This window comes from Litorilinea aerophila (assembly GCF_006569185.2).
Lineage (GTDB): Bacteria > Chloroflexota > Anaerolineae > Caldilineales > Caldilineaceae > Litorilinea > Litorilinea aerophila.
The window spans coordinates 80,612-105,071 of the sequence record NZ_VIGC02000003.1; the positions used below are offsets into that span (position 1 = coordinate 80,612).

A 24,460-nucleotide genomic window follows, 5' to 3' on the forward strand; every position below is an offset into this window, starting at 1 on the left:
CCACAAATGTGCGCTACCCACCCCGGTTTCGCAGGCAACTAAACAGGTTCGCACACATTTGGGAGATGAGCCGGGACTATTCACCCCAGTCCCTTGGTGTTGTAGTTGTAGACCTCGTTGATGCTGCTCACCAGGTCGTTCAGGCGGGCCACCTGTTCCCGGATGTCGGCCTGGAGCCGTTCGGCCCGGCCGCTGCCCACGCTCTGGGCGTCAATGAGCTGCACCTGGCTGTAGACGGTGGCCAGCGCGGTCAGGCTCTGCTCCAGCTGGAGGGCGGCCTGTTTCATGCGCGCGTCCAGGGCCCGCAGGGCCTGCCAGTGTTTGCCCTTGCTCTCCAGCACCGCGTCCAGCTCCGCCTGGACCGCGGGGTTGCCCTCCAGCCGGCGTTGGGCGGTGAGCCGCTCGATCTCCTTGGGCAGGGCCTCCCGCTCCCGGGCCAGCAGGTCGTCCCGCCGATACGCGTCCAGGCGCAGGGCCAGCTGGTAGATGTTGCTGATCCAGTCGGTCATCTGGCTCGCAGTGTCCTCCAGCCGGTCCCGGATGACGCCGGGGCGATATTGGCGGATCTGGGTTTCGATGCGCCGCTGGTACTCCAGCGCAGATTCCACCGCGCGGCGCAGCTCCCGGTCCTGGATGGCCCTGGGGTTGAACTGCTCCTGGAAGAGCTGCAGGAGCACCCGGGCGTTGGTTTCTGCGTCCGTCAGGCTGGAGTAGACGATGGCCGCCAGGCCGATGAGCCCCAGCAGGGGCCAGCCGAAGCGGGGCCACCAGGGAAACGGCCGGGGCAGCAGAAAGGTGAGGACGATGCTCAGGGCCAGCACCAGGGCACTTTCCCAGCGAAAGATGGCGTACTGGATCAGGGCGCTTTGGGCCTTCTGTTGCAGTTGGGCGCGTAAGGTGGTCATGGCGTTCAGAAGTAGGTGGAGATGATCCGGTACAGCTCCTGGATGTCGGTCTCGTCTGCCCGGCGGAACTGTCCCTGGCCGATGCGGGCCAACTCCTGGAGCAGCCGTTCATCTGCGTCCTGGCCGAAGGCGATGGTGAAGATCACCGGTGGGCGGCTGCCGGAACGCCGCAGCAGCTCCTCGATGTCCGCCAGGCGGCGGTAGCTTTCGTTCTCCTGGCCGTCGGTCATGACCACGACCGCGTTGATGGCGCTCTCATCGCCCTGGGCCTGGAGGTCGGCCACCGCGTCGTAGACGGCGTCGATGAGGGCAGTGCCGCCGAAGGCCTCCATCTGCTCGATGACCTGGAGCAGGTCCCGGCGGTTACGCTCATCCATCACCCGCAGGGGGATGAAGTTCTTGGTGCTGGTGCCGAACTCGATGAGGCCCACCCGGTCCCGGTCCCCCTGGATCTGCTGGACGAAGGCGGCCAGGGCCTCCCGGGTGCGGGCGATCTTGGTGCCCTCCATGCTGCCGCTGGTGTCCACCACCAGGTAGACGTTGGTGGGACGCTTCGTATAGTACCAGACGTTGCGCACCACGTTGACCACCGAGGGCGGGGGCATCTGCAGGGTGGTCTGGGGTTGTCGCCAGTCCACCGCGTCGGTGTTGGCGAAGGGGCTACCCGGCCCGTCCAGGGGGATGCTCAGGTCGGCCGGGCGATAGCCCGCGGCCAGCAGGGCCAGCTGGCTTTCCTGGCTGCGCAGGAACTGGGCGAAGGCCTGGAAGGTGAGGCGCTGGTTCTCGGTGACAGAAAGCTCGTGGGGCTTGTTGCCCAGCTCCAGCAGGGCCAGGGGGTGGTCGGTCCACAGGGTGCCCTCGGCCGGGTAGATGGCCACCAGCCGCTCGCCCTGTTGCCGGCGGTTCCAGTCGATGACCACCTGTTCCTGGCCCACAAAGGCGTCCAGGAAGGAGCGGCCCTCCTGGGCCAGGCGCTGGACGATGACCTCCTCGCCCTCGCCGTAGAAGCGCACGGTGGCTTCCACCGCCTGGACATACGCCAGGGTCTCCTCCGCGGTGGCGGCCTCTTCCGTCAGGCCCCGGGTCAGGCCGGCGCCGGCGTAGAATTCGGCCAGGGTGGCCAGGAGGCCGCTGGCGTTGTTGGTGCTGGGGTGATTCCACTTAAAGTTGGGGTCTTCGGTGGCCTTGCGCTGGATGTCCTGCCAGCCGATGGGCCGTTCCGGCCAGCCCAGCTCCCGGGCCACGCTTTCCCACGCGGCGATGACCACCGGGCTGACGGCATAGCGCATCTGCTCGCTGATCCGCCGCTGGCCGATGGGGATGGTCGTATCTTCGTTCTGGTCGCCGTAGCGTCGGGCCCACTCCGCTTCCAGTTGCTCCAGCCACAGGCTGCTGTCCGGCGACATGGCCTGAAAGGGGGGGAAGTCCAGGGCTTGCTGGACCATCTTTTCCGGCACTTCGGTCACCAGGCGCACGGCCATCTTCTTGCCATCGGGGGTGCGGTAATCCAGGCTGTTGAAGCGGCCGGCCAGCTCCTGGAGGACGGGCGCCATCACCGGCGAGACGGCCACGGTCAGCTCGGCACTGTCCACGGCCCAGGCGGGCACTTGTTGGACGATGTCGTCGCCCCGGTCGGTGAAGGCGCGCACCACCCAGAGGATGCCGCTGATGGTGGCGGAGGTGCAGAGTACCAGGCTCAGGGCAATGGCCCCGATGGCCAGGCCCAGGTTGCGGCGTCGGATGGGCGCACCCCGGCGGCGTGGGGTATGGCGGTTTCCCAGGTTCATGGCAAGTCCCTTCACCGTGCCACGTTGAGCTCAAACCAGCGTAACAGCGCCAGCAGCACATCCCGATCCGGGTTGCGCATGGCTGCGGTTCGTTCCACCACAGGCAGCACGCCCCGATCCTGCCACTTTACGAAGAGGCTCTCCTCGGTGGCGTCCACCGGGACGTTGGGGTTGGCCGGGCGCAGGCCGTAGGCCAGGGCGGCCTTTTGCTGCTCCTCGGAGAGGAGGAAGCGCTGGAACGCCAGGGCTGCGTTCTTCTGCAGTGCGCTGGTCTCCGGCCCGACCCAGACGGTGAACGGGAAGTCAAACCAGGTCACGTAGGTGGGGTAGTAGATTTGTAGCGGGTCGTCCCAGCGGGTGAGGATACCCTGCATGTTCTGCAGGAGGTCGCTTTCCAGCAGCTGGCCGCCGTCGCCTACGCTGTAGCCGAAGAGGGCGAAGTCTTCCGCGGTGTAGGCGCTGGCGCTGCTGAAGTCGGTGACCGCGCCCATGAGCTCGGCCAGCCAGGCCTGGAAATCCGGGTTGGTGACGTCGGCCACGGAGATGTCGGTGCGGCCGTAGTATTCGCCGGCCATGGCGATCATGGCCGCCAGGCCACCCACATTTTTGCTGGGGTCCGGCACCACCAGTTTGAAGTAGCCCCATTCTGGTTTGCCGCCCAGCTCGGGCCAGCCTCCTTTGGCAATGGCCGCGTCGTGGATGGTCTGCCAGTTGATCTCGCCAAAGTGGTCGAGGAGCACCTGGGCCCGGGTTTCGTAGACGCCCCAGGCGAAGAGGCTGATGGCGATGGGACGGGCCCGGTATTCGCCGTCGGTCAGGAAGACATCCCGGCCCAGGCGCTCTTTGTAGGAGGCGTTGGCCAGCTCCACCAGATAGCGGCTATCTGGAATCCAGGCGGTGGGGAAGTCGGCCAGGGCCTGGCGTTCGGCTTCGGTCAGATCTTCCGGCCGTTGATCGGGGCCCAGTGCGCCGTACTCGTTGCGGTCCCAGCGCCCCAGCGCGGTGAGGCCGTCCACCGCCACGATCTCCACCCGGATGGTGGCACCTTCCAGGGTATGGTTGCCGTCGTTGAAGGCCGCGGCTGCACTGCGGACCCACGGCTCCACCGGTAGTGCGGTCAGGATGCGGATGGTCACCTGTTCCGGGCGATCCACGGTGAAGCCGGCGGTGGCCGTGTTCCCCGGGCTGCGCAGGGCCAGGGAGGCGCCGACGATGAGCAGGGCAATGGCGAGGATGGCGACAAAGATCCAGCGTGTACGGTTCATTCTGTGTCTCGCAGGTCCATGGGTTTGGACATCAGCCAGCCTGGCATGACAGGAGGGGCCAACCGGTCCGGCTGGCCCCAGGGTGAAACGAGATCAAGCCTGAAGGGCTCCTGTCACTCGGACGTTATTCCAGGCCCAGACGCTTTTTGCGCTCCGCGAGCTGGGCGTTGAGGGCGCTTCGCTCCAGCACCTGATCCATCTGTTCGTCCAGGCTGGCGGCCCGCATTTCGCTGGCGGTGCTGGCCTTGTCCAGGCGGGCGTAGATGCTTTCGGCAATGTGGCGGATGTCGCTGTCGCCGGAGCCCATCAGGTCGTCCAGGCTCTTCATGGCCTTGACGGTGGTTTCCTTGCTCTTGGCCAATTCCAGGAGGGCCTGGAGCTCTTCCCGCTCCTGCTTCATGGTGGCCAGGCGGGCTTCCAGCTTCACCTTGGCGTCCAGCAGCTTTTGGAATTCGGACTCCTGGCGCTTGAGCTGCTCCTTGTAGGTCTCCACCAGCCGCTGGGTGCTGTTGAAGCGGCTCTGCGCGGCCAGGGCGGCGCTCTCGTTACCCTCCCGCAGGAAGGCGTCGATGGCCCGGTCCAGCTCCTGGAGGCGATGCTCGTGGTCGTCCAGCCGGCGCTTGATGGACTTGACCTCGCCGCCCACGGTGGCGGCGGCGTCTTCCAGGTCGGCCAGGTGATCTTCCACCTGGCGGATGTACTGGTCGATGACGGCCAGGCTGTTGCTCTTGAGGGCCTGGTCGACCATGTAGTGCAGGTTTGCCGAGATCAAGGTCGAAACTTTTTCCAACAGGGATGCCATGGGATGTCCTCCTGATAGATAGTCGATCAATAATCAATATATGAGCTACTTGGACTTGTACACCTCACGCCGATGCCTGACAAAGTGAACCACGATCTTGTTTTGCGTCCGATCATAGGTGTACAGCACTCGATAATCACCAACACGCAGTTTAAACACACCTTGCCATTGTCCCGTCAATGGTTCCGGTTTGATCGCATCAATGTTCTCGGCCAGCCATTTCAATTTTCTCAGTACTTGTTGTGCCACAGGCGGATCCAGGCGGGACAAATCGCTTTCGGCATTGGATGTGAAATTTACCTGATACATCACCAGGTGAGGCCCAGTCTTTTCGCCACTTCTTGTGCAGGAATTGTCTCCTCGCCTGCCTCTACTTCGGCAAGAGAACGTTGAAGCTCTGCTGCGAAGTCTTCACGCAGCTCCAATCCCTCGTCGGGATCACCCATCACTTCCAGAAGGGTTTGCAGGACCACCTCTCGAACGAGCTGTTTGAGCTCTTGTACGGTCAATTCGGCCACTTTTGGTTCTGTCATGGTGGTGTACCTCTCGCTTATTGACCCCGAACCATTCGATTGCACCCGCATTATAGCCTGTTGCAGCGCTCCCGGCAATGACCTGGCGCTGACAGCATGCTCCCGGCTGGCTGACCGAGGCGCCAACCGGGAGCGGGATGGAAGGTCGGGACCGGGTGATTTACGGGGTTTTTGTGGAGGCTCCGTTGCGAATCTGGCTGATTACGGCCAGCACCAGGGGCGCGTAGGGGGCCAGGCCGCTCTCTTCAAAGCCTGCCACCTGGCGGAGCTCATCCAGGTTGGTGGGGGCCTGGTGGGCCAGGGCCTTCAGCAGGCTCGTCCCCGCCAGCCGGGATGGCGGACAACCTTCCTGCACCGAAAGCTTCTGGCGGAGTTCCTGGAGCTTGAGGTAGAGTTGCCGCTGTACTCGAGGCGGCAGCGGCCCCGGGGCGGCTAGCCTGGCCTCTTCGGCCCGCTGGGCGCGCAAAAGCTCATCATCTTTCTCCCCCTTGGGATAGAGGCGGACCAGGTCCAGGATGGTGGGGCCGAAGTGTTGGAGGCGCTGCTCTCCCATGCCGGGCAGCGCGGCCAGTTCCTCTTCGGTCTGGGGGCGGGTTTCCGCAATGCGCAACATCAGCTCGTTGCTCATGATCATGTAGGGGGGCTGGCCCAGCTCCTCGGCACAGCGGCGTCGCCAGAGCCAGAGGGCCTTCTGCAGGGCGGTGTAGCGGTCTCCTTCCCGTTCTGCCTCCTCGGGCTGTGGGGGGGGCTGCGGGGGGGCGTCCCCGGCTGCTGCCGGTGCGGCCGGGAGCTCTGCCAGCTCGGGGTGCTCGGCCAGCCAGCTCTCCGCCTCGGCCCGGCCTCGCCGGGTGGGCGCCAGGACGGGATAGCCGTGGCGTTCATACTGGCGCAGGCGGTGATCGGCCAGCAGATCGTCGATGTAGCCCATGATGGTGGCTTCGCCCAGGGCCTTGAGCCGCCCGTGGTGGCGGGCCTGATCCGGCGGCACCGGCGCGCGCAGGCTGCCGGCCAGGATGCGGGCCAACCCGCTGCGGCCCACGGGCTTGGGCAGGCTGAGGAGGCAGTCGATGATCATGGGCTCAATGTCGGCATCGTCGGGCAGGGCCGGGGCAGCTTCCGTGGGTACCAGGATGTCGGGGCGAACCCCGGTGCAGTTGTCGCACACGGTGCAGCGGTTGCGGGGAGGGCTGCCAAAGTGGGCGCTGATGTAGCCGTGGCGGCAGCCGTCGGTGGTGGCGTAGCCCACCACATCGTCGATACGCCGCTGGGCAATGGCGGCCGATTGGGCCAGCATCCGCTCCAGGCGGTCCCGCATGTCAGCCGGCCGTCGGGCCACCTCAATGTACATGGCCCGCTGGGAAGCCTTCACCCGGAGCCAGCCCTGACGTTGCCAGGCCAGCAGGCGGCCCTCTACCAGGTGGAGGGGCCAGCCCATGAAGGCGCCGATGTCCCGGGCCTTGAAGGAGGCCACTTCGCCCGGGCGGAGGGCCAGGCCCGCCATCAGGTAGCGGAAGTCCTCGTCATCCGGCGGCGTGGGCTGACGGCGGGGCATGGCAATGGTGAACTCCTGGGGCACGTCAAATCCCCGGGTCATCAGATCGCAGCGCTCCAGCATACTGATGGCCACCCGCAGGCTGGTCTCGTCGCTGTTGAGGACCTGCTGGAGGCGGCGCATGTCCACGATCCCGGCCTCGCCCGGCTCTTGATCCACTTCCTGGCCGGCCATGGAGAGATTCACCGCCAGTTGGGTGGACACCGCCTGGTAGACCTTCTCCAGGAAATCCACCGTGAACTCATCGGCTTTGGCCCACCGGCGCAGGTTGGCCCAGTCGTTGTTGCTGTAGAAGAGGATGCCCTGGCTGGGGCGCCCGTCCCGGCCGGCCCGGCCCACCTCCTGATAGTAGGCCGCCAGGCTTTGGGGCGGGTGGAAGTGGACGATGAAGCGGATGTCCGGCTTGTCGATGCCCATGCCGAAGGCCACCGTGGCCACCACCACCCGGGTGCGGTCGGACATGAAGCGGTCCTGGACGGCGCTGCGGTCGGCCAGGCCGGCGTGGTAGGCCTCCGCGGCCACGCCGGCCTGCCGGAGCTGGAAGGCCAGGGCCTCGCTCTTGTGGCGGCTGTTGACGTAGACGATGCCGCTGCCCTCGGTTTCGGCCACAAACTGGAGCAGGGCAGCGACCTTCTCCTCCTCGTGGTGGAAGTGGAGGGCGGAAAGGAAGAGGTTCTCCCGGAAGATGTCCAGGGCCATCACCCGGGGGCGCCTGCTCCGTTCCGGCTCGCCGTCGCCTTCCCCTTCCCCGGCCGTCTCCTCTATCTGCATGTAGTCGATGATCTCATCCCGCACCCGGGGGGGCGCGGTGGCGGTCATGGCCAGGGCGGGTGGGTTGCCCAGCTCCCGCCGGGCTTCCTGGATGAAGAGATAGTCCGGGCGGAAGTCATGACCCCACAGGCTGACGCAGTGGGCTTCATCCACCACGAAGAGATCCAGCCCCACGTCTCGCAGGGCGTGCAGGAAGGTGATCTGCCGGAGCCGTTCGGGCGCGGCGTAGATCAGCTTGTAGTCGCCCCGGGCGATCCCCTGCATGCGGGCCTCGTACTCTTCGTCGCTCAGGCTGCTGTTGATAAACGTGGCCCGGCGTCGGGCGCCGGCCGGCAGGCTCTCCACCTGATCTTTCATCAGGGCGATGAGGGGGCTGATGACCAGGGTGGCCCGGGGCTGAATCAGGGCGGGCAATTGGTAGCAGAGGGATTTGCCTGCGCCCGTGGGCATCACCGCCAGGATGGATTCTCCCCGCAGGACGGCGGCGATAACTTCAGCCTGACCTGTACGCAGCTCACTGAAACCAAAATGGCGAATGGCCTCCAGCTGGATGCGGCGTCGCTCTGCGCGGCTGACCTGGATGGATTCTGGCCCGCTCAGGTGACGGTAGAGGCGAGCCGGATCCTGGACCAGATCCGGATCCACGTTCACCAGGGGCCCCAACCGCTCCTGTAGCTCCTGAAAACGGCGCTGGCGCTGGCGCTCCAGCTCCAGCTGGACGGCCTGGGCACTCTGTTGATGGCCCAGGTCGGCCAGAAGCCCCGCCAACTCCTGCAGGGAGGCCGGCCCCAGGCCTGGGGGGACCCCGGAACCCAGCCGCTGGACGTAGGCTTCGGCCAGCTCCCGTTCGCCGGCCTGATGGGCCAGGCGGGCCAGGGTCAGGGTCGCCTGCAGGTTGGCCCGGCTGGACGGCTCCCGGATCTCCAGAAAATGCTCCAACAGGGCGCGCGCCCGGGGGAATTGTCCCAGGTGGGTGTAGATTTCGGCCGCGGCGCAGACGGCCAGGGTGTGGCGGGGGTAGGCGTCCTGCAGGTCGTCGGCCACGGCCTGGGCATGGGCGCCATGGCCCAGCCCCAGGAGGGCCTTTGCTTCCAACACCTGGGAGGCCAGGGTGGTACTTCGATGTTGTCGGCGCTCAATGGTGTCCAGGGCCTGGGCATAGTCACCCAGCCGAAGATAGGCCTGGGCCTGGTGATCCAGGAGAAGCAGGAGGGGGCCATGGAGCTCTCGCAGTCGCTCCACCAGGGCCAGGTGCTCCTCCGGGCTCCCCCAGAGCCGGAGGTAGTCCAGGAGCTGATCCCGGAGATCCGGCGGGAGGTTGGCGATATGGTCCTGGGTAAGCTGCAACGCGCCGAGCAGGGACAATGCTGAGGTCTGTTGATGGCCCATGATACTTCCGTAGGTGCATGCGCATCAAGGATCTGTGGGTCTCGACCCGCACCGGTGGGGAAAACCTTGCGCCTGCAACATAACATCGAGGGGCGCTGTTGTCAACATAAATTTCACCCCAGGGGCAATTTTACTTACCTCTTCACCCCCAGCGGGGGAAGGGGATGGGGACTGAACCATGACCAGGTGACGGGGTGGCCAACAGGGGCGGGCAGAGGCGCCTACCCCTGTTGGCATAGCGTTCGTCGCTTCGACACCTTCCCCGGGTCCCCGGCTCAGTGGCTGACCTGGCCGCTGACACAGGCGATGTGGGTACCCTGGAAGAGGTTCGCCGTCATCTCCGCGCAGTGGGTCCAGTTGCCCGGCATGTGGCCGGCCTGGGCCCCAAAGCGGATGGTGTGGCTGCCTCCCGGTGCCCCAGGCTGGCTGACGATGGCCACCTCGAAATCGCCGTGGGGATAGGACGGCCGGGGTGGGGTGCCGGTTCCGTTGAAGTAGACGGTCACGCCGGCGTTGCCAAAGGCATTCTCCGCCCCCACCGTCAGGTTGCCCCGGTTCCCCCGGGTGATGCTCGGCCCGTAGACGAAGCTGATGTCTTCCTCTGGGTGGGCGTCCTGCGCGGTGCCGATCCAGAGCTGGAAGGTGTTGCGTTCGTCCGCGGACTGGTAGTTGGGCACGTTTTCCCACTCGATGACGATCCAGTTGTCCGCGCCATCGGTGAGGACATTGATCAGGATGCGGCCGCCCTGTTCCGGGTTCAGGTCGGTCCAGAAGGGGGCCAGGACGTTGTTGGGCACGGCGGGATCGGGAAAGTCGCTGTTGATGTGCTGGACGTCGTCCGCGGTGCCGCCGCCCACCACCACGTAGCCGTTGGAGACGATGCCGACGCGGCTATAGGTTTCCCCGCCGTAGAAGAAGCCGGGCACATTGAAATTGGCGATACTCTCGTCGGTGGCATTCACCACCACGCTGCCCCGAAAGCCAGCCAGGGGGACGTAGCCCGCCGGCGAGGCCGTGGGGCTGATGACGGCGCCGATCTGGGGCGGCGTGGCCGGGGGCAGGATGCCGCCAAAGCTGATGCCGTTGCCGTCCACGTTGGCCCCTTCCACCGTCTCCGGCAGGAGGGTGAGCTGGCGGGGCAGCCGGTCGACCACGGCCACGTGCGCCTCCGCAAAGCTCCGGTTGGTCAGGGTGAGGGTGCAGTCCGTCCGCTCCAGGCGGCTCAGGACGTTGGGGGTGCAGGCGGCCGTAAGGGTGACGACCGGCTGTCCCCGGACCAGGGTGATGGGGAAGTCGTGGTGCTCCCGCCCGCGCTTGAAGTTGATGTTGGCGTGGCGCACCTCACCCAGGGGCACGGTGGACGCGTCCACCGTGATGGGGAGGAGCAGCTCGCTGTGGGGCTCGATCTGGATAACCTTGGGGATATCCACCTGGACATCGGGCGGCGCGTCCACCGTGAGCACCCAGACCCGTTTCTTGTCTGTCAGGTTGGCAATGCGTCGCTGGACGGTGATGCGCCCCGGCATGTCCGGCAGGAAGAGGCTGGGGTAGTTGGCATTCCACAGCTGATTCGCCAGGGTCCGAAACTCATCGGCCGGGGCGTCGATGGTCAGGGTGGCGTCCCCGGCCCGGCCCAGGTTGAGACGCCCGGCCCCCCGGTCGAAGGGCGTGGCAGGGGTGCCGTCGGGCAGGACCACATTGGCCGTACGCGCGGTGGTCATCAGGGCGGACTTGATCTGGCCGGGCGTCCACTCGGGGTGGATGGCCTTGAGCAGCGCGGCGGCGCCTGCCACGTGGGGGCTGGCCATGGAGGTCCCCTGCAGGACCTGGAAGAGCTGGCCGGGCAGGCCGCCCAGCAGGGTGGCCGGCAAGGGCGTGTGGCCGGCCAGGATCTGGACGCCCGGCGCCACCAGGTCCGGCTTGTTGATGCCCAGGATTTGCTGGGAGCCGCCCCGGCTGCTGAAGGGGGCCACCACATCCCCCTGGGCCGCCGCGCGCGTGCCCGGCGTGAAGGTGGCATGGACGCTGCTGTGGCTTTGCAGGAACTGGATCAGCTGCTCGCCCGCGTCCGCCTCCAGGTGCACGGTGGGGATGAAGTGGTTGTCCGGGTTGACTCCCTGGGGCGTGAGGTTGCGCAGGATCATGCCGGCGGCGCCCGCGTTGGCGGCGTGGTAGCTCTTGAGAACCCGGGCGCTGCTGCCCCGGTTACAGACCACGATGGCGCCGGCCGGGACCGGACCCATGGCGGCGCTGCAGCGGCCGCCCACCTCGCCCGGGGTGGCCGGATCGTCGGCCAGCACCACGGGGGCCGGCGCGAGGATGCCGGGCGTCACGCTGGCACCGGTGAGCTGGAGGGTGTCGCCGTTGTCGGCCACCAGCAGCAGGGTGCTGACGAAGGCCCGGTCGGTGCTGCTGGCCCCCACCGTGGTGACCCACGGTCCCCGGTGTTCCACCGTATCCGCCTGGGGGCCGTCGTTGCCGGCCGAGGCGGCCACGAAGATGCCCTGTTCGTAGGCGTTGAGCAGGGCCAGCTCCACCGGATCCCGGTACGGCGAGGCTCCGCCGCCGATGGACAGGTTGATCACGTCCACCTTATCCCGGATGGCCTGCTCGATGGCGGCGATGATATCGCTCTGATAGCAGCCCTGGTCCGCGCAGACCCGATAGGCGACGATGTGGGCCCGAGGGGCCACGCCGGAGACGGTGCCGAAGGGCAGGCCGAAGATGCTGGCGCTGACGCCGGCGTTGCCAGCCGCAATGGAGGCCGTGTGGGTGCCGTGGCCGTTGTCGTCCCGGGCAGAGTCGAACTCGTCGGGCAGGAGGCCGATGACCGTTTTGTAGGTCTCCAGGTAGGTGTAGGCGCCGATCAGCTTGTTGTTGCAGGCGAAGGGCGCGTCGTCCGGGTTGGCGCCCATATTGCCGAAATCGCAGGTATTGCGCGGGGGCGCGTCGCCGAAGCCGTTGGCGCCGGGCCGCACCGGGGGAGGCGGGTAGGGCTTGCCGGACGGGTCCGGATCGGCGAAGGATGGATGTTCAGGCCAGATGCCCAGATCCAGGACGCCGATGGTGACGTGTTCGCCGGCGTTGCCCTGCCCGCCCAGCATCTGCCAGGCCACCGGTGCGCCGATGAAGCGGGGGCTTGCGTCGGTGTCGGGCTCCACCAGCCTGTCCAGGTACAAGGCCTGGACGCCCTGGATCTCCTCCAGGATGGGCAGGCGTTCCTCCGGCACCACCAGGGAGGCGCCCCGGAAAGCCCGTTCGTAGCGGTGGATGACGGCCCCTCCCACCTGGGCTGCCAGTTGCTCGGCGTCGATGGATTCATCCAGCACCACAATGACGCTGGCCTGCTGCAACCCGCCTCCGCCGGACGCCACGGCCGCCGCGATGGGCTCCGGCTTGGGGCGAGTCTGGACATCCTCCGGCTGGAGGGGGGCGGACTCATCGGGCTCCAGCCGGGACGGGTCCACCGGGTGGGTGGGGGTGGGCTGGGGCGTCGGCTCGGGGGTGGTGGTGGGCGTCGGCGTCGGTTCAGGCGTTTCGGGGGTGGGCGAGGGTTCCTGGGTGGGGGTGGGTTCAGGCGTCTCTGGGGGGGGCTCTGCCAATTCCCCCTGGATAACCAGGGGCAAAAACAGGGCGCTGTTTGGATCTGCCTGGGCATAGAGGCCTGGTTGGCCGGCCATCAGGAGCAGGGCCAGCACCAGGAGCAAATGTGGGATGATGCGCATCCTCTTCTCCCTTCGGGTGTTAATAATTACGGATCGATCGGCGGTGCTCTGGATTCACCCCACACGGCCCATCCGGCTCCAAAACTGGATGGGGGACGGTGCTGCTGGTACAATAGTCCCTGACTTTGGCCGCCAGGCGTGGTGTGGTTGGTGCTGACGGACGGCCCGCTGCCGGCGTATGAAGGGCGCGGCAGTGCCAGGGCTGGGGGAATTTCACGAAATTATAGCGGTTTTGGGGTGGCCGTTCAAGCGGTTGATGGGCTAAAATTTAAACGATTTGGCTACGATTCTTGCACACGAACGAGTGCTTCGAAATCGAATGTGTCTGTTGGTCAGGTCAGGCCGGGCAGGCTGGGGGGCGTCTCCGGGAGGCCAGCGGGCGTGGGGCCAGCTTCTGCCCTGTTTTGACGCCTGCTGTTCTGTCCCATATAATCTCTTGCCATCCCTGTCTGTTTGCAAGATCTTCCGTCCGGCGCGCCCTGGGCAGCTATGGTGGCCGGTTAAGAAGGGGAAGCGTCCTGCGGGGAGGGTCAGGGAGGGGGATGGACATCTTCGGCAACGACAGCAACGGCGCCTGTCACGCTGTTCGCCTCCGGTAAATGCCAGGGGGCGAAGCGACATACCTTAAAATATCCTTTCTTTTCTTTCGACTGGAGCCTTGACGCTCAACTGGATCAGGAGAATCGATTTCATATGACTCGAGTTTTTGTGACCGGCCTGGGTGCCATATCACCCATCGGCAACGACGTGGAGACCTACTGGCAGAATCTGCTTGCCGGCAAATCGGGGGCAGGGCGGGTCATGCAGTTCGATCCGGGGGATATGCCCTACAACATCGCCTGCGAGGTGAAGGACTTTGATCCGGCCGACTACATGGACCGCAAGCTGATCCGCCGCACTTCCCGCTCGACCCAGTTTGCCATCGCGGCCAGCAAGCAGGCCCTGGCCGACGCCGGCCTGGTGATCGACGAAACCAACCGGGACAACGTGGGCGTCATGATGGCCACGGGCGGCGGCGGTTTCACCGAGATCGAGGCAGCCACCATCACCATGATGGAGAAAGGCTGGCGCTCGGTGGGTCCGTTCGTGGTCCCCAACGCCATGTCCAACGCGGTAAGCTGCCTGGTTTCTATTGAAACCGGCGCCCGGGGACCGGTGATGACCAGCACCGCGGCCTGCGCCAGCGGCCACTACTCCATCATCGAGGGCTATCACTTTCTGCAGCGGGGTGAGGCCGATGTGATCATCGCCGGGGGGACGGAGTCCGCCATCTCGCTGCTGACCATGTCGGCCTTTGGCCGCATGGGGCCCCTTTCCAGCCGGACCGATGACCCGGAACATGCCTGCCGGCCCTTTTCCATCGACCGGGATGGCTTCGTCAGCGGTGAAGGAGCCTGTGTGTTGATTTTAGAGACGGAGGAACACGCCCGGCGGCGGGGGGCCCGTATCTATGCCGAGGTGCTGGGGGGGCGACTCACCGGCGACGCCTACCACATCACCGCGCCCGATCCCGAGGGGGATGGCGCGGCCCGGGCCCTGGTGGGCGCGGTCAAGAATGCCCGTCTCCGGCCCGAGGACATCGACGTGGTCTACGCCCATGGCACCGGCACCGTGCTCAACGACATCGGCGAGGCCAAGGCCCTGAAGCGGGCCTTCGGCGAGCATGTCTACGACATGAAGATCACCAGCATCAAGAGCATGATCGGCCATGGCCTGGGCGCGGCCGGTGCCCAATCCGCCGTGGCCGCGGTGCTCACCCTGCGCCATGGCATCGTGCCCCCCACCATCAACTACACGCCGGATCCGGAGATCGACATCCCCATCGTGGGCAATGTGGCCCAGGAGGTGGATGCCCGCTACGCCATCGTGAACGCGTTCGGCTTCGGCGGCCAGAATGTGGTGGCGGTCTTCGGCCGGGTGGACGAATAGGCCCGGCGGCAGGGGACAGGCATTCCGGGGGGGTCATTCTTCCCGCAGTTGCCGCCCCGTGTAGGCCAGGAAAACATCGCCCAGGCTGGGGCGGGCTACGCTGACCTCCCGGATCTGGAGGCCGCTCTCCAACGCCTGGGCCACCAGGGTAGCCAGCCGCCGGCTGCCCTGGTCCACCCCCAACTGAAGTTGCCAGAGATCGTCGCCCTGGGCATGGTGATCGGCCCGGGTGACGAAGGGCAGGCCCTGGACCTGGGCCAGGAAGGCGGCGGGATCTCCCGCGGCCAGGATGTGGATCATGTCCGCCCCCATCTGGCCGATCAACTCGTCGGGGGTGCCCTCGGCAACCAGCCGCCCCTGGTCGATGATGCCCACCCGGTCGGCCAGGGCCTCCGCCTCCTCCATGTAGTGGGTGGTCAGCACCAGGGTCAGCCCCTGCTCGGCCCGCAGGCGGCGGACATAGTCCCAGATGTGGGCCCGGTTCTGGGGATCCAACCCCTGGGTGGGTTCATCCAGGAAGAGCACCTCGGGTGCCGTCATGAGGCCCCGGGCCAGCTCCAGGCGGCGCTTCATCCCGCCGGAATAGGTGCCGCTTCGGCGGTCGAGTACGTGGCTCAACTCCACCAGTTCGGCCAGCTCGACGATACGCCGGTGGCGTTCGGCCGTGGCCAGCCCGTAGAGCCGCCCGTGGAAGTCCAGGATCTGCCGGCCGGTCAGCTCCTGATCCAGCACCACCTCTTGAAAGGTGACGCCGATGCGGCGTCGAACCTGGGCCGGGTGGGTCACCACGTCGAAGCCGGCCACCTGGGCCCGGCCCTGGCTGGGCAGGAGCAGGGTCGTCAAGATGGAGAGGGTGGTCGTCTTGCCGGCGCCGTTGGGCCCCAGCAACGCATAAATTTCCCCGCGCGCCACCCGTAGATCGATGCCCCGCACCGCGTGGACTTCCTGGCCGTCGGCCATGGAGTAGCGCTTCTCCAATCCCTGGGTTTCAATGGCATATCCCGTTTGCATGGTCGTCATCCTGCCTGATGCCGCCTTTCACCGGGGTGAACTTCCTGGCGGCGTAGCACTTTGCTCCCCTCACGCTCCTGCCCCCCGGCGGGGAAGGGACTCGGGGCCGAACTGTCACCAAGGGGGTATCTTACGGCAAGACGGGCGTCCGGGCCAATTGGGCGGTGGATCAATCCGGATTCCAGGCCGGTGGGGTGGAACCCGGCGGAGGGCAGGTAGCCGAAAGCGGCACATTCCGGTATCATGGAGCCATGAACGCCGTGCCCGTAGAACCGGAGAATCGGGAACTGATCCAACGCTGCCTGGCCGGGGATGGCCAGGCCTGGCAGGCCCTGGTGGAGCGGTACGCCCGTCTGGTCCACTCCATCCCCGTGCGCTATGGTCTGACGCCCCAGGAGGTGGACGACGTGGGGCAGGAGGTCTTCCTGGCCCTGGCTCAAAGCCTGCACCAGCTGGACGATCCGGAACGGCTGCCCGCCTGGCTCATCACCACCACCCGCCGCGTCTGCTGGCGGCTCTTGCAGCGGCGGCGCCGGGAACAGCCGGGGGCCGCGGCCGACATCATGGAGGTGCCCCTGGAGGCCAGCCTGGACAGCCCTTCGTCCGCCCGGGTACCCTCCATGAGCGAACTGCTGGCCGGCTGGAGTCGCCAGGAGCTGCTCAGCCAGGGCCTGGAACGACTGCCGCCCCGCTGCCGGGAGCTCCTCACCCTGATCTTCCTGGACCCGGAGGAGCCCTCCTACGAGGAGATCGCGGCGCGCTTGGGCATGGCGGTGGGCAGCATTGGACCCACCCGCGGCCGTTGCCTGCGCCAGTTGCGGGCTGTGCTGGAGAGCCTGGGCTTCGATGGATCCTTCTGACGATCTCATGTATTTTGGAGCGGCCGGCTCGCCTCTTTTGGAGTGAATCCCGGCAGAAGTTCGCCGCCGGTTTGGGGGTACGCCTGTCACGCGCTCTTGCGTGACATGGCATGTAGTCATGCACCCTTGTTTTTTGTGTTACAGCCGGAGACCCATGGCCGATACCCACCTGGACCTGGAACGACTGCTCGTCCATATTTTCGATCATGACCCCTGGACGCCCCAGGAGGCGGAACACCTGGCCGCTTGCCCTTCCTGTCGGGCGCAGGTGGACGCCCTTCGGCGTCTGCACGAGGAGCTGGAGGTGGCCCGACGTAGCCAGCCCTCGCCCACGGCCCTCCGCCGTTATCAGCAACTGTTCCAGCAGGTGCAGACCGGCGGGCAGAGTGCCCCCTCGTGGTGGCAGTGGCTCCGCGCCCGGCTGGCCTGGGATAGCCGCCAGCAACCCGCCCTGGCCGGGGTACGAGGGGCGGCCGGGGGCAGCTACCGGCTGCTCTACACCACCCCCCGGGTCGAGGTGGAGCTTTTGGTCACCCCGACTGGCGCCCGTCGCCAGCTCGACGGCGACATCCTGGCCGAGCCCGGCCCGGATCCCATCACCCCGGCCCTGATTGAACTGGTGGATGCCTCGGATCTGCCGGCGCTGGCGGTGGAAAGCGACCAGGAGGGCCGTTTTCGCCTGGTGGAGGTGCCCACCGGCCGCTATCGCCTGACCATCACGCCCCCGGCTGGCGCCCCGATCCAGATCGATGAACTGGACATCACATGAACGCCACACCTTCTCCGGGTTCCCGCAACCTGGACACCGACCTGTTGCAGCGGCTGGCCGACCTGCCGGTGGCCCAGGCCCTGGAAGAGTTGGGCCTTCACTTCCTGCGCGGCTCCGAGGCCATCCAGCAGCTGGCCCAGGCCGCCCTGGAGCAGGCAGAAGCCCAGCCTGACCGGGCCGCGCGCTGGCTGGAGATCGCCACCGCCCTGGCGCGAGAGCATCCAGTGGATCCCGGCGTGCTGGCCCAGATCGACTACGCCCAGGCCCGTCTCCACGTGCTGGCCGGCCAGCTGGCCGAGGCCGAAGCACGCCTCCAAGAGGCCCAGAGCCGGTGGCAGGCGGTGGGGGACCGCCACTGGCTGACCCGCAGCTACCTGGGGCTGACCCAAATCCTGGCCATGCAGGGCCGCTATGCCGAGGCCGAGGCTGCCGTGCGCCAGGCCATCGCCGAGCTCATGGCGGGGCTGGACGGCAATCAGGACCCTGTGCCCCTGGCCCGCCTCACCACGGCCCACCGCAACCTGGCTACCCTGCTCCTCTACCAGGAGCGCCACGCGGCAGCCCTGGCCGAGTATGAGCTGGCCCAGACCTGGCTGGAACGCTTCCGCCGGGCTGCCGGCGCCGCCGGTCAACCCTTCGCCGCCAACGAGGCCGCCCACATTGCCCTCAACCAGGCCACGGCCCTCACCTTCCTGGACCGCCCCACCGAAGCCGAGGCCGCCCTCCAGGCTGCCATCCACCATTTTGACCAGGCCCGGGATGCCCTGAACCGGGGCCGGGCACGGACCAACCTGGGCCGGCTCTACCTGCGCACCGGCCGCTACGGGGACGCGCTGGCCACCTTCAACCTGGCAGCCCAGGATCTGATCGGCGACCTGCCCATCCACGCCGTCCCCGAGGTGGAGGCCCTGCGCCGTGCCGACGAGCTCCTGTTGGAACATGCCACCGCCTACCTGGCCCTCAACCTGCTGCCAGAAGCGGCCGACGCCCTGGAGCGCTGCCTGGCCCTCTTCCAGCAGGCGGGCCAGCCCTACGAGCTGGGCCAGACCTTCTACACCCTGGCCCTGGTTCAGCTGCGGGAGGGCCGGCTGGCCGAGGCCCAGGCATCCCTGGCGCGCGCCCTGGCCCAGTTCGCAGCCCTGGATAACCCCTTCTGGCTCAACCGGACCCAACTGGCCCAGGCCACGGTGGCCTTTGTCCAGGGCGACCTGGCCCAGGCCGCCGCCCACCTGGCGAGCCTCTCCATTCCCCAGGACCTTGCCCCCCGGGACCCGTCAACGCCCCTGGCCTGGGACGTGGCCGGCCTGGCCGAGGCCCACCTGCTCCAGGCCAGGCTCCTCCTGGCCCAGGGCAAGCTGGAGGCCGCCGGCCAGGTGGCTGCCCGGATCCCGGCCCTCCTGGGTGGCCGCGCCGCCGGCACCCCCACCATCCGCCCGCCCATGCCCCACCTGCACTTGCGGGTGGAGCACCTGTTGGGCCAGGTGGCCCGGGCGGCCGGCGATCTGGAGCAGGCTCGCCGCCATCTGACGGCCGCGGTCACCCTGTTGGAGATGGAACGGGCGGCCCTTCCCCTGGAGGAGATCCGCACCGCGTTCCTGGACGACAAATCGGCCATCTACCAGGAACTGGTCCTGACTCTGCTGGATGCGCCGGATCTGAGCGAAGAAGGGCTGGCCGCCGCCTTTGCCGTGGTGGAGCGAGCCCGCTCCCGGGCCCTGCTGGAACGCCTGTTGGCCAGCGTCCAGGGGGCGACGTCCGCCTCTCCCCACCAGAGCCGGCGGGAGGCGGTCCGCCAGCGCCTGCACTGGCTGTACAGCCGGCTTTTGGGCGAAGGCAGCAACGCCCAGCTGGATGCGGCCTTCAACGCCGAGCTCCAGGCCCAGGAAGCCCTGCTGCAGCAACTGGAATGGCAGGATTCGCCCATGCTCTCCCAGGCCGAGCCCACGGACCTGGCGTCCCTGCAAGCGTGCCTGGAGCCGGGGCAGCAGGCATTGGCCTACTTCATGGCCGGGGAGGAAGTGCTGGCCTTTGTCATCGGCCAGGACCAGGTACGCCTCTTCCGGCGCCTGACCACGGTGGAACGGCTGAACCAGGCCCTGGACGAGTTTCGCTTTCAATTGGGGCGGGTGGAGTTGGGGCCGGCCTACCTGGCCCGTCATCGGGATCGGCTGATGCGGCAGTTGACCGGGGCCCTGGCCCGCCTCCACGATCTGCTGATTGCGCCCCTGGCGTCTGCCCTCAGCGCCCGGCGGCTCCTGGTGATCCCCTATGGTTCCCTGCATCTGCTGCCCTTCCATGCCCTGTGGGACGGCCGGCGATACCTGCTGGAGCGCTACGAACTGAGCACGGCGCCCAGCGCCAGCGTGGCGGTCCATGTGCGCCATCGCCGGACGGGTGGCCGCTATCGTTCTCTGGCCGGCCTGGCCATTCAGGACGACACCATCCCGGCTGCCCAGGAGGAGGTCCGCCGCATCGTCGCCCTCTTCCCGGCTGTGCATCTTTACCTGGAGCAGGAGGCCACCCGCGCGGGCCTGTGGGCGGCAGCCCGGGCGGCCGACGTCCTGCACCTGGCCACCCATGGCCTCTTCCGGCCGGACAACTCCTTCTTCTCGGCCCTGAAGCTGGCCGATGGCTGGGTGGATGTGCGGGAGATCTACCGGCTGCCCCTGGCGGCGCGGTTGGTGGTGTTGAGCGCCTGTGAGAGCGGTGTGGGTCAGGTTCGAGGCGGCGACGAGGTCATCGGCCTGGCCCGGGGCTTTCTGGCCGCGGGCGCACGTCACCTGGTGGTGAGTCTGTGGAACGTCCACGATGCCAGCGCGGCCGGGCTGATGGAAAACTTCTACCGGGCCCTGATGGCCTCGCCCTGTCCTTCTCCGGCTGCAGCCCTGCGCATGGCCCAACGGGCCGCCGTGGCCGAGGGGCAGCACCCCTACTACTGGGCACCCTACCTGGTGATGGGCTGACATCCGATACGGTCTGGCGTGAAGAGCGCGGCGAAAATGGGACAGCCTGACCTCTGGAGGAAACCCTCAGCGAATGGCTGTCGCAATTTACCAGAGGACGGTTGTGGAAGTCCCCCAGGAGCGAGGCGAAAGGAAGAGAACCATGACGACAGCTGAACTCTGGCGTCAAAACCAAGGCAGAAATTCGGTGGCTGTAGAAGCGACCGGTGAACTTCCGTCGGGGTTTCCCGCCCATCTGCGCCGCCGGCGCTTTGCCGGCCTGGGGACCGTGGCGGGCCTGGCGCTGCTGTTGCTGGCCCTGCTGCTGATGGCCGTGCACGGTGTCGCCGCAGCCCATGATGACGACCCCGATGATTCGGAGGATGAGGTTCGCATCGTGGGCGTGGTGCTCTCTGCTCCTCCCGGCGCAGACGGCATCGGCATCTGGTCCGTGGCTGCGGATGGCATCACCTACACCGTCCAGGTCAACAGCGAGACCAAATTTCACGACGATGTGGTGCCAGGTGTGGGCCAACGGGTGCGGGTGGATGGCCAGCTCCTGGAGCCGGGGCTCCTGCTGGCCCACGAACTGCGCCTGGAATCCCAGGACGGCAGCGATGAGGACGACGAGTGGCACGGCCTGTTGCTCTCCACCCCAGCCGGGGGTACGGGTCAGGGGCTGTGGGTGATCCAGATTGGCCAGGGCGCCACCCTGACTGCCACCGCCGACGCCAACACCCGATTCGACCCCGCCGATCTGTCCCAATTCGTGCCGGGCATCTGGGTGGAGATCCGGGGTACGCTCCTGCCCGATAGCACGGTGCTGGCCAGCCGCATCCGCATGGACGAGTATGAGGCTGGGGAGGTGGTGGTGCGCCTGCAGCCGGACGCCATCTCCAGCACCGTGGCCAACCGTTATGGCCTGGTGGCCCGTTCCACCCTCCTGGCCGATGCCCACATCTACCTCCTGGCCAGCCCCGATGACGAGAACGAAGTCAGCCTGGTGGACCTGCTCCGGCAGGATCCCGATGTGGTGTGGGCCGAGCTGAACTACGTGAACAGCGTGCCGGAAAGTGAGGGGTACAAGACCTGGGGATGGGGTGACCGCTCCGACGAATACATCAACCAGTACGCCTTTGAGCAGGTGGGGCTGCCCGCGGTCTCGGCCTACTACACGGGAACTGGCATCCTGGTGGCCGTGCTGGACACCGGCGTCGACCTGCAGCACCCGGCCCTGGTGGACCGGCTCCAGTTGCCCGGCCTGGACGTGGTGTCGGGGGACACCGTGCCCCAGGACGAGGGCCCGCCGCCCGGGGGGGCTCCTGGCCTGGCCTGGGGCCATGGCACCCATGTGGCCGGCATCGTGGCCCGCCTGGCCCCAGGCAGCCGAATCCTGCCGGTGCGGGTGCTGGATGCCAACGGCCGGGGCAACACCTTCCTGCTGGCCTATGCCATCGAGTGGGCGGTCGATCAGGGCGCGGATGTGATCAACCTGAGCCTGGGCACGCCGTACAATTCTCAGGTTTTGCAGGAGGCGATCCAGGCGGCCATTGACCGGGGCGTGGTGGTGGTGGCGGCGGCGGGCAACAGCAACACCGACACTCCCCAATACCCCGCGGCCTACGCCGACGTGCTGGCGGTGACCGCGGTGGATGGGGCCAACCGCAAGGCCTCCTTCGCCAACTACGGTTGGGTGGACCTGGCCGCGCCGGGTGTGGGCATCACGTCCACCGTCATCGGGCCGGAAGGCCATGGCTACGGCAGTTGGAGCGGCACCTCCATGGCCGCGCCCTTTGTGAGCGGGGGGGCTGCCCTGGTGCGGACCAAACTGGCGCAGCCCTCCGCCGCGCCAGGCGGCCGGGCCGGGGTACTGGCGGTGGCCGGCCGCCTGCGGGAGAGCGCCCGGCCCCTGGATGCCTACGACGCCCAGTACGGGGATAAGCTGGGCGGGCTGCTGGATCTGGAGGCGGCCCTGCTGGAGCAGGAGCCTGTGCCCCTGGAGCTGCGCCTCTTTATCCCGTGGATTCAGCGGTAGGGGGTGAATTCATGTATTTTCTCTGTCGGCTGTTGCCTCCTCTGTAACAGAGCAGGGTGAACAGACGCCACCCTGCAGAAACGGTCCCTGCACCATCCCGCCTACGCTATTCCCGCGCCGGGCGGGCCATTCCATGACCACAACGGAGGTTTTCAAAGATGCAGAGGAACAACCTACAGGGAAACACCAGTACAGTCTGGCGTAAATACCACGGCAGAAATTCGGCGCCACTATCTCTGGCGGAAACTATCGGCGAATTTCTGCCGGGATTTACCAGACAGAGGAACGAGACACGGGCGCAACCGATGGGACGCCGATGGCCGCGCATTCCGCTGCTGATCGCGCTGGTCGGAATCGCCGCCCTGGCGTTCCTGACCGGCGTGGTCCAGGCCGCCCAGGCCGGCGACGACCAGGATTGGCGGGGCATCGTGGTCTCCATGCCCCAGGGCGGCTTTCAAGGCGAGTGGGTGATCGGCGGCCGCACCTTTGTGGCCGATGCCGGCACCGACTTCAGCCAGGAGGATGCGCCCCTGACCGTGGGCGGCTGTGCCCACGTGGACTTCGTCATGGAGGGCCAGGTGGCCCGGGCCCTGGAGATCAAGGGCAAGGCCCTCATCGAATGTAACGAGGACGGCAGTGCCACCCCCACGCCCGATGATACCCCGGGCACGCCAGAGCCTTCGGCGACTCCCTCCGAGACGCCAGAGCCCTCCGCTACCCCCTCTGGGACGCCGGGGCCCACCACCACGCCTTCGGCCACCCCAACCCGGGATGACGACGACCACGACGGCGAGCTGAAGCTCTACGGCTTCATCGAAGCCATGCCGGACAGCGGCCTCATCGGCCAGTGGACGGTGAACGGCGTGCTCCTGGAAACCACCGCCAGCACCGAATTCGAGCAAGACTACGGCGCCTTCGCCGTGGGCGTCTGTGTGGAGGTGGAATACCGGCAGGTGAACGGTATCAACCAGGTGGAAAAGCTGGAGACGGAGCACAGCTACAAATGTCAGGGCCAGGGCAACGATGACAACCCGGGCGATGATCGCCACCACGGCGAGCTCTACGGCCTTCTCCAGGTCTTCCCGCCCGGCCTGATCGGCGAGTGGGTGATCGGTGGCATCACCTTCGTGGCAGACCAGAACACCGAGTTCAAGCAGGAAGGTGGCCCCTTCGCCGTGGGCGTCACCGTCAAGGTGGAATTCGTCACCGACAGCAACAACGTTCACCACGCCACGGAAATCAAGGTGAAGTTCCGCAACGAGGATGACGGCGAGGACCGGGACGGGGACGGCGAGCGCGAAGGCGCGGAAGGACAGGCCTACGGCCTGATTGAGCTCTTCCCGCCAGGCCTCCAGGGCACCTGGGTCATCGGCGGCATCGAGTACACCGCCACCGGTTCCACCGAGTTCAAGCAGGAGCACGGCCTCTTCGGCCTGGGTGTGCGGGTCCGGGTGGAGTATTTCGTGGACAGCAGCGGCGGTCGGGTGGCCACCGAGATCAAGGTGACCGACGACAATGGCAATACCCAGGATCCCACCCACTTCAAGCTGGTGGGTTTCGTCCAGGAGATGCCGACTGCCTCCTTCATCGGCCAGTGGCGCATCGGCAACACCCTCTTCGTGGCCGACGGGGCGACCCAATTCAAGGAGGACCACGGCCTGCTGGCCATCGGTGCCTATGTGGAGGTGGAGTACACCGTCAGCGGCGGGGAGAACCGGATCCACGAGATCGAGACCCAGGTGCCGCCGGGCGCCGGAGACAACAACCGGCTGGGAGTGATCCAGGAGATGCGGGCGGCCGCCGCGGCTGCAGTGGATGCCCAGGCCAGCCAGATCTGGCGCATCGACGGCGTGGACTACGTCATCACCGCCTCTACCCGGCTCAGCGACAGCCAGGGCGAACTGGCGGTGGGCTCGTCCGCGGTGGTGAACAGCTACACGGCCGACGACGGCCAGGAGGTGGCGACCCGGGTGGCCAGCATCAACCTGGACCACCAGATCTTCCTGCCTGCTGTGGGGCGTTAAAGGGACGTTTGTACGGTTCGGCGCCAATAGGCCAGGAAGGCTGAGGGAGTGCGTAGCGGGTGGTCCGTAGGTCCGGCCTCCCGGCCGGATATGGGTGCCAGCGTTCCCTGCACCTCTGTCATGTCATGTAAGGATGCCACGCATCCTTGCGTGACCTACGG

15 protein-coding genes are annotated in these 24,460 nt (G+C 67.0%); 6 read left to right on the forward strand and 9 right to left on the reverse strand.

Annotation, left to right across the window (positions count from 1 at the left end; genetic code table 11):
- Positions 1 to 80: 80 nt before the first annotated feature.
- From FKZ61_RS02880 to FKZ61_RS02915, 8 genes are all read right to left on the reverse strand, one after another.
- On the reverse strand, positions 81 to 905 hold the full coding sequence (locus FKZ61_RS02880) for a hypothetical protein (RefSeq protein ID WP_141608568.1): 825 nt from the start codon (positions 903 to 905) through the stop codon (positions 81 to 83).
- A 5-nt stretch (positions 906 to 910) separates the two neighbouring features.
- Positions 911 to 2,692 carry a vWA domain-containing protein gene (locus FKZ61_RS02885; protein WP_141608569.1) on the reverse strand — a complete coding sequence of 594 codons (1,782 nt, stop codon included), beginning with the start codon at positions 2,690 to 2,692 and terminating at the stop codon, positions 911 to 913.
- Positions 2,693 to 2,703: 11 nt separating this feature from the next.
- Positions 2,704 to 3,957 carry a type 2 periplasmic-binding domain-containing protein gene (locus FKZ61_RS02890; RefSeq protein WP_141608570.1) on the reverse strand — a complete coding sequence of 418 codons (1,254 nt, stop codon included), beginning with the start codon at positions 3,955 to 3,957 and terminating at the stop codon, positions 2,704 to 2,706.
- A 124-nt stretch (positions 3,958 to 4,081) separates the two neighbouring features.
- Positions 4,082 to 4,759, reverse strand: coding sequence for a PspA/IM30 family protein (locus FKZ61_RS02895; protein ID WP_141608571.1), 678 nt, complete (start codon positions 4,757 to 4,759; stop codon positions 4,082 to 4,084).
- A 45-nt stretch (positions 4,760 to 4,804) separates the two neighbouring features.
- Entirely contained in the window at positions 4,805 to 5,068 is a 264-nt protein-coding gene (locus FKZ61_RS02900) for a type II toxin-antitoxin system RelE family toxin (protein ID WP_141608697.1), read from the reverse strand.
- Complete coding sequence (locus FKZ61_RS02905; protein ID WP_141608572.1) at positions 5,068 to 5,292, reverse strand: hypothetical protein; 225 nt, start codon at positions 5,290 to 5,292, stop codon at positions 5,068 to 5,070. The genes FKZ61_RS02900 and FKZ61_RS02905 overlap by 1 nt, the downstream gene beginning before the upstream one ends.
- Positions 5,293 to 5,452: 160 nt before the next feature.
- Entirely contained in the window at positions 5,453 to 9,004 is a 3,552-nt protein-coding gene (locus tag FKZ61_RS02910) for a RecQ family ATP-dependent DNA helicase (RefSeq protein ID WP_141608573.1), read from the reverse strand.
- 275 nt (positions 9,005 to 9,279) lie between these two features.
- The gene (locus FKZ61_RS02915) at positions 9,280 to 12,729 is read right to left on the reverse strand and encodes a S8 family serine peptidase (RefSeq protein ID WP_170199164.1); all 3,450 of its coding nucleotides are present in this window, start codon (positions 12,727 to 12,729) and stop codon (positions 9,280 to 9,282) included.
- A 693-nt stretch (positions 12,730 to 13,422) separates the two neighbouring features.
- Here FKZ61_RS02915 and fabF point away from each other — a divergent pair.
- Entirely contained in the window at positions 13,423 to 14,658 is a 1,236-nt protein-coding gene (gene fabF / locus FKZ61_RS02920) for a beta-ketoacyl-ACP synthase II (protein ID WP_141608576.1), read from the forward strand.
- A gap of 33 nt (positions 14,659 to 14,691) precedes the next feature.
- On the opposite strand, the gene FKZ61_RS02925 is transcribed toward fabF, so the two are convergent.
- Positions 14,692 to 15,669, reverse strand: a complete 978-nt coding sequence (locus tag FKZ61_RS02925; RefSeq protein WP_141608577.1) for an ATP-binding cassette domain-containing protein — start codon at positions 15,667 to 15,669, stop codon at positions 14,692 to 14,694.
- A gap of 251 nt (positions 15,670 to 15,920) precedes the next feature.
- On the opposite strand from FKZ61_RS02925, the gene FKZ61_RS02930 reads away from it, so the two are divergent.
- From FKZ61_RS02930 to FKZ61_RS02955, 5 genes are all read left to right on the forward strand, one after another.
- On the forward strand, positions 15,921 to 16,529 hold the full coding sequence (locus FKZ61_RS02930; RefSeq protein ID WP_141608578.1) for an RNA polymerase sigma factor: 609 nt from the start codon (positions 15,921 to 15,923) through the stop codon (positions 16,527 to 16,529).
- A 154-nt stretch (positions 16,530 to 16,683) separates the two neighbouring features.
- Positions 16,684 to 17,298, forward strand: a complete 615-nt coding sequence (locus FKZ61_RS02935; RefSeq protein ID WP_141608579.1) for a carboxypeptidase-like regulatory domain-containing protein — start codon at positions 16,684 to 16,686, stop codon at positions 17,296 to 17,298.
- A complete protein-coding gene (locus tag FKZ61_RS23825; RefSeq protein WP_141608580.1) occupies positions 17,295 to 20,261 on the forward strand; it encodes a CHAT domain-containing tetratricopeptide repeat protein in 2,967 nt (988 codons plus the stop codon). The genes FKZ61_RS02935 and FKZ61_RS23825 overlap by 4 nt, the downstream gene beginning before the upstream one ends.
- Positions 20,262 to 20,403: 142 nt before the next feature.
- Positions 20,404 to 22,275, forward strand: coding sequence for a S8 family serine peptidase (locus FKZ61_RS02950; RefSeq protein ID WP_141608581.1), 1,872 nt, complete (start codon positions 20,404 to 20,406; stop codon positions 22,273 to 22,275).
- Between the two features lie 305 nt (positions 22,276 to 22,580).
- Positions 22,581 to 24,299 carry a DUF5666 domain-containing protein gene (locus FKZ61_RS02955; RefSeq protein WP_141608582.1) on the forward strand — a complete coding sequence of 573 codons (1,719 nt, stop codon included), beginning with the start codon at positions 22,581 to 22,583 and terminating at the stop codon, positions 24,297 to 24,299.
- Positions 24,300 to 24,460 lie beyond the last annotated feature (161 nt).